Raw genomic sequence first — 5,036 nt, 5'->3', positions numbered from 1 at the left:
CCTGCGGTCCGGTCACCGAGTACCGCTCCTGGGACTGGTGGCGTACGACGACCAACCCGCTCATCGCCGGCGACGTCCGGGAGAAGTCGGTGTCGGAGCGGTGGCAGTGGCGCAATGACGACAACACGCTGTGGCGCGGCGACACCCGCGAGAACGTGGAGGACCTCTTCGACGAGGGCTTCACCCCCCGCGGCGACACGATGGTTCCCCTGGCCGAGTACATCGTCAAGGGCGGCGGGCAGAACAGCGCACACGTCAGCACCACCTGTGAGAAGTGGGTGGCGCAGAAGTTCGCCACCTACGGCTCCGCCAAGACCGGCTGGGTGTACGAGATCGACGCTCCCGGCGGCATCGACGTGAACGCCACGGCGGCGGTCAACCGCTACGAGTCGCCGTACCTGTGGAACAAGGAGATCGACTTCCCGGGCGGCATCGAGGGCCGGTACATCAAGAAGGCGTGCAAGTACCACCTGGTCAAGACCGACCCGAAGACGAAGGTCAACACCTACGACAACCTCGGCTGCAAGACCAACAAGGGCTTCCAGCCCCTGACCGCCGAGCCCGCGGCGGCGCCCGCCGCGAAGTAGGACCCGCCCCGCAGCGCGGACGGACCGCATCGGTCCGTCCGCGCTGCGGGTTTCCGCGCGCCCTCAACTGCCGGACGGGCTAGGGCCTGTCTCTCGGATCTTGCCGGGCTCGCGGTCCCTGGCACGCACGTTCGCCGCGTTGACAGCGCAGGAGGGAGGTATGGCTCCGCCATGCCTCCCTCCTCCGCCTTGCGATCGCACGCACCAGACCCCGCTCCCTGATCCGGCCTGATCCAAAAGACAGGCCCTAGGGCCCGTCCGCAAAGTAGCGCCGTCCGCCCGTAGGGCGGGGCCGGCGGCGGCTGGTGCGGTGCATCGTAAGGCGGAGGATCGGCGTTGTGGATGGACCTGCCGTACTCGGCCGAGTCCGACAACGCGGCGAGGTGCCGTACCAGGCGTCGCGGGTCAGGCGGGACTTTGAAGACAGGCCCTATGCCTCGACCCCCAGCTCCGCCAGCAGCCGTTCGCGCAGCGCCGCGTACTCGGCGCTGCCGTGGCCCCGGGGCGCGGGCAGTTCGACGGGGATGTCGGCGCCGATGCGTCCCCCGGCGAGGACGACCACGCGGTCCGCGAGGACGATCGCCTCGTCCACGTCGTGCGTCACCAGCAGGACCGCCGGCCGGTGCTTGGCGCACAGCCGGCGCAGCAGGACGTGCATCCGGATGCGGGTCAGCGCGTCCAGCGCGCCGAACGGCTCGTCGGCGAGCAGCAGTCCGGGCTCGCGTACGAGCGAACGGGCCAGCGACACGCGCTGCTGTTCACCGCCGGACAGCTCCACGGGCCATGCCTTCTCCCGTCCCGCCAGGCCGACTTCGGCGAGCGCGGCCCGGCCGCGCGCTACCGCGTCGGAACCGTCGAGGCCGAGGACGACATTGTCGAGGACACGCTTCCAGGGCAGCAGACGCGCGTCCTGGAACACCACGGAGACCGGCTCGGGCGAGCTGAGTCCGCCGGAGCCCGTCACGTCGTGGTCGAGACCGGCGAGCGCCCGCAGGAGTGTGCTCTTGCCCGAGCCGCTGCGGCCGAGCAGAGCGACGAACTCCCCGGCTCCCACGGTGAGATCGAGGCCGTCGAGGACGTTCCGGTTGCCGAAGGAGCGGACCAGGTCCGTGATCCGTACGGTGCCGGGACCGGCCCCGGCGCCGGCCGGGCGGTCGGCGGTCAGCCTGCCAGCGTGCGTCGCCATGACAGCGTCCTCCGTTCGACGAGACGTACCAGCGCGTCCGAGAGCAGGCCGAGGAGCCCGTAGACGACCAGACCGACGATGATGACGTCGGTCTGCCCGTACGTCCTCGCCAGCTCCATCATGTAGCCGATACCACTGGTGGCGTTGACCTGCTCGACCACGACCAGGGCCAGCCAGGCGCCGGTCACGGCGAACCGCATGCCCAGCAGGAACCCGGGCAGCGCGCCGGGCAGGACGACATGGCGCAGGAAGGCGGTACGGCTCAGCCGCACCGTCTCGGCCAGCTCCACATAGCGGTTGTCGATGGTGCGCAGCCCGTTGTGCGTGTGGATGTAGACGGGTACGAAGACGCCCAGGGCGATCGTGATGACCTTCATGGACTCGCCGATGCCGAACCACAGGATCAGCAGCGGGATCAGGGCGAGGGACGGGATGGCCCGCTTGATCTGCACGGGGCCGTCGATCAAACCTTCGGCGATCCGGCTGAGCCCCGAGACGAGCGCCAGCAGCAGACCTCCCGCGACACCGAACAGCAGCCCCAGCGCGGCGCGTTGGGCCGAGGTGACGAGGTTGGACTGGAGCCGGCCGTTCTCGATCAGATCGCCCGCCGTCGTGACCACGGTCCAGGGCGCCGACAGGTTGCGGGCGTCGATGAGACCGGTGGCGGAGCCCGCCGCCCAGACGGCGAGCAACAGCAGGGGCCCGAGGGCCCAGCCGTACGGGACGGGGCGCCCGAGGCCGAGCCGCCGCCGCGGCACGAGCCGGCGCACGGGCGAGTCCTCCGTCCGGACGGATCCGGCGGTCCGCGACTGGCTCCCGGCGTCCGGGGCGCGCTCCGTCGACCCGGCCTTGGCGAGGGTGACCTCCTCGGCCGCTCCGGTGCTCATGATCCGGCTCCCGTCGTGGCCCCGGTGTCGCTCCCGGCGTCGGCTCCGGTGCCCGCGATCGCCTCGGCGCCGACCTTCTCGTATCGCCGGTCGAAGAGGATCTCCGTGTCGAACGGCTTCTTGCCCGTCTCCTTCGCCAGCAGGTCGACCGTCTTCTGCTGATCGGCGATGGCCCGCGTCCAGTCGTCCGGAATCGCGGGGTGCCCGCCGGCCTCCACGAGATACTCGCCGTCCTCGCGCGACAGCCCCTGGTCCTTCACGTAGTACCCCTCGATCCACTCCTCGGGGTGCGTGTCGATCCAGACCCTCGCCTTGGCCCAGAAAGTGACGAACTCACGTATGGCGGCGGCCTTCTGAGGGTCACTCACCGATGCCGTCGGCACCCACAGATGCCCCGGGTCGTCCCGCAGTCCGTGCGGGATCGTCCTGCCGCCGTCCTTGCCGTACTTCGCCGGATAGCGCTTGATGTTGACCCCGCCCAGCGGGGCGGCGTCGACCTGACCGCCGCCGAGCGCGGTGGGATAGACGTCGCCGGTGCTCGGCAGCTCGACCAGTTCCACATCGCTCTTGGCGAGCCCGGCCTTGGCCAGGATGCGCAGGACGAGCGCGCCCTGGGCCTGCCCGGGGCTGTACGCGATCTTCTTGCCCCGCAGGTCCGCGAGGCTGTCGATGTCGGCGCCCGGCGCGATGCCCAGCTCGTATATCGGGTTCTCGACGGGGTCGGTGCGGAACGCCGCGGCCACCAGCTTGGTGTCGAGCCCGGTCCAGTGGGCGTGGATCGACGGGATCTCGGCCGCCGAGCACACGTCCAGGGAGTTGGCGCGGAAGGCCTCGGAGCACTGCGGACCGCCGCTGATGTTCGCCCACTTCACCTTGAAGGGGAGTTCGTCGATCTGTCCGGACAGCTTGAGCGCCACCTGGATCTCGGGGCTGCCGATCGTGATCTCGGTGTCGGGGTCCACCGTCCGCGGGATCTGGACGTCGGAGAGATCCTTCGAGGACGCGGTGGTGGTGGCGGTGTTGTCGGCGCAGCCGGTGAGCACGGCCGGGCCGAGCAGAACGGTGGCGAGCAGGGCAGCACGGAGTGCTCTGGACATGTGTGTTCCCGGTTCTCTGAATCGCTGGGGCGTCGCGGAGTGAGGCCGTGCGGTCAGCTACAGAGGGCGGTGGCGACGCGCATCAGATCGACGGCGCGTCGTTTGCTCAACCGCTGGGAGAGGGACATGCCCGCGAAGCTAGCGGCGGTTCCAAGCCATGGGCAAGGGGCCCGGTCCGAAAGTGCGATACGGCAACAAGGGCTTCGTACCGCCGCTATACGCCCGACATGATGACGGGACTTGAGCAGGTCAGCTCACCGTGACCGGCACTCTGATCACCGCGTCGAAGAGGTACCCCTGGGTGTTCGGCACCGAGCGCTCGGGCTGGGTGTTGCCCGCCGTGTCCGTGGCGCGTGCCAGGAGGTGCGTTTGCCCGGCCGTGTGCGGGCGCCAGGGCGCGTACCAGCGGACCCAGTTGTGACGACGGGGCGTGTCCCGCAGGTGTGCCCGCTGCCAGCGGCTCCCGCCGTCGGTGCTGAACTCGACGTGACGCACGGGCGCGTGGGCCGACCACGCGCGGCCGGTCAGCCGGTGGGTGCGCCCGGCGGCCAGCACGGTGTCCGGCGCGAGCTCGAAGCCGGATTTGATGGTCTGCCGGGTCAGCGGGGCGCTGCCCCCGGGCGGATGGGCCGGGCCGAACAGCCGGTAGAAGTCCGTGTTCCAGGGCGAAGTCAGCGGCTCGGCGCTCACCTCGATGTCGCCGAGCCACTTGATGGAGGCGATCCCCACCCAGGACGGCACGACGACCCGCACCGGATAGCCGTGGTCGTACGGCAGCGGCTCGCCGTTCATCTCGTACGCGAGGATCACGTCGTCCAGCGCCTTCGCCACCGGCAGTGGGCGGCGAACCCGGCCCAGGCTGACGCCCTCGGTGACGTACTCGGCGTCGAGTCCGCGGGGCATCACGTCGACCGCGTGCGGACCGACGCCGGCGCGGCGCAGCACGTCCGAGAGCCGCACGCCGCGCCAGCGGGCGACGCCGATCGCACCGAGCGTCCAGGCCGTGCCGGACGCGGCGTCGCCCTGCTGGGAGGTGTAGAAGCTCCGGCCGTTGCCCGCGCACTCGACGGCCACGTCACGGGTGACAGAGGGGAGCCGGCGCAGCTGGTCGTACGTGAAGCGGGCCGGGCCGCCGCGCAGTCCGCTGCCCCACACGGTCAGGCTCCAGGAAGCCGCGTCCAGGACGGGGGTCGCGGTGTGGTTGCGGACGAAGAAACGCTCCACGGGCGTGTGGAGGCCGGTGGCGCGCAGCGCCGCGAAGTTGGCCTCGGCGTTGGTG

At 70.7% G+C, this 5,036-nt stretch carries 6 protein-coding genes; 1 reads left to right on the top strand and 5 read right to left on the bottom strand.

Annotation, left to right across the window (positions count from 1 at the left end; genetic code table 11):
• A partial coding sequence (locus GXP76_RS33960; protein ID WP_242575470.1) for a hypothetical protein occupies positions 1-587 on the top strand: 587 nt, incomplete at its 5' end.
• A 430-nt stretch (positions 588-1,017) separates the two neighbouring features.
• Here the strand turns inward: GXP76_RS33960 and GXP76_RS33955 are convergent.
• From GXP76_RS33955 to GXP76_RS33940, 5 genes are all read right to left on the bottom strand, one after another.
• The gene (locus tag GXP76_RS33955) at positions 1,018-1,773 is read right to left on the bottom strand and encodes an ABC transporter ATP-binding protein (protein ID WP_242575469.1); all 756 of its coding nucleotides are present in this window, start codon (positions 1,771-1,773) and stop codon (positions 1,018-1,020) included.
• Positions 1,749-2,660, bottom strand: a complete 912-nt coding sequence (locus GXP76_RS33950) for an ABC transporter permease (protein WP_242575468.1) — start codon at positions 2,658-2,660, stop codon at positions 1,749-1,751. The genes GXP76_RS33955 and GXP76_RS33950 overlap by 25 nt, the downstream gene beginning before the upstream one ends.
• A complete protein-coding gene (locus tag GXP76_RS33945) occupies positions 2,657-3,757 on the bottom strand; it encodes an ABC transporter substrate-binding protein (RefSeq protein ID WP_242575467.1) in 1,101 nt (366 codons plus the stop codon). The genes GXP76_RS33950 and GXP76_RS33945 overlap by 4 nt, the downstream gene beginning before the upstream one ends.
• 53 nt (positions 3,758-3,810) lie before the next feature.
• On the bottom strand, positions 3,811-3,885 hold the full coding sequence (locus GXP76_RS36095) for a putative leader peptide (RefSeq protein ID WP_374363618.1): 75 nt from the start codon (positions 3,883-3,885) through the stop codon (positions 3,811-3,813).
• Positions 3,886-4,006: 121 nt separating this feature from the next.
• The coding region (locus GXP76_RS33940; protein ID WP_242575466.1) for a sulfite oxidase at positions 4,007-5,036 on the bottom strand (1,030 nt) is incomplete at its 5' end.

The organism is Streptomyces sp. NP-1717, from assembly GCF_022695985.1.
GTDB lineage: Bacteria > Actinomycetota > Actinomycetes > Streptomycetales > Streptomycetaceae > Streptomyces.
This window is presented reverse-complemented; position numbering and strand designations above follow the sequence as displayed.

Excerpts from the sequence above, each read along its gene's own strand:
- GXP76_RS33955 (WP_242575469.1), bottom strand. The coding sequence starts at position 1,773 with ATGGCGACGCACGCTGGCAGGCTGACCGCCGACCGCCCGGCCGGCGCC.
- GXP76_RS33950 (WP_242575468.1), bottom strand. The coding sequence starts at position 2,660 with ATGAGCACCGGAGCGGCCGAGGAGGTCACCCTCGCCAAGGCCGGGTCG.
- GXP76_RS33945 (WP_242575467.1), bottom strand. The coding sequence starts at position 3,757 with ATGTCCAGAGCACTCCGTGCTGCCCTGCTCGCCACCGTTCTGCTCGGC.